The sequence below is a fragment of the Neisseria sp. P0022.S010 genome (genome assembly GCF_051956635.1).
Genome location: NZ_JBQCXF010000900.1, coordinates 1 through 448, shown reverse-complemented (window position 1 = coordinate 448; position 448 = coordinate 1). Strand labels below are relative to the sequence as shown.

Below are 448 nucleotides of genomic sequence, written 5' to 3'. Positions count from 1 at the left end.
ACTCAACACGTACCGTCCGGTGTGGACGATGCCGCCAAAGTCAAAGCTTCATTTTTGGCTGCCATTGACTAAGGCAGCGCATCCAGCCCGTTGATTTCCCCCGAATATGCGACCGAACTGCTGGGTACCATGCTCGGCGGTGACAACATTCACGCCTTAATCGAGCTCGTAGACAACGACAAACTTGCGCCTATCGCTGCAAATGGTCTTAAACACACTCTGCTGATGTTCGACTCTTTCCACGATGTTCAAGAAAAAGCCGAAAAAGGCAATAAATACACGCAAGAAGTATTGCAATCTTGGGCAGATGCCGAATGGTCTACTTCTCGTGCCAAAGTTCCTGAAAAAATCACTGTTACCGTCTTTAAAGTCGACGGCGAAACCAATACATACGACCTCTCTCCTGCACCTGATGCATGGAGCCGCCCCGATATTCCGCTGCATGCGC

1 pseudogene is annotated in these 448 nt (G+C 50.0%); it reads left to right on the top strand.

The window, feature by feature from the left end:
* Window positions 1-448, top strand: a pseudogene (locus ACTHUT_RS22005) (bifunctional aconitate hydratase 2/2-methylisocitrate dehydratase); the annotation flags it as partial.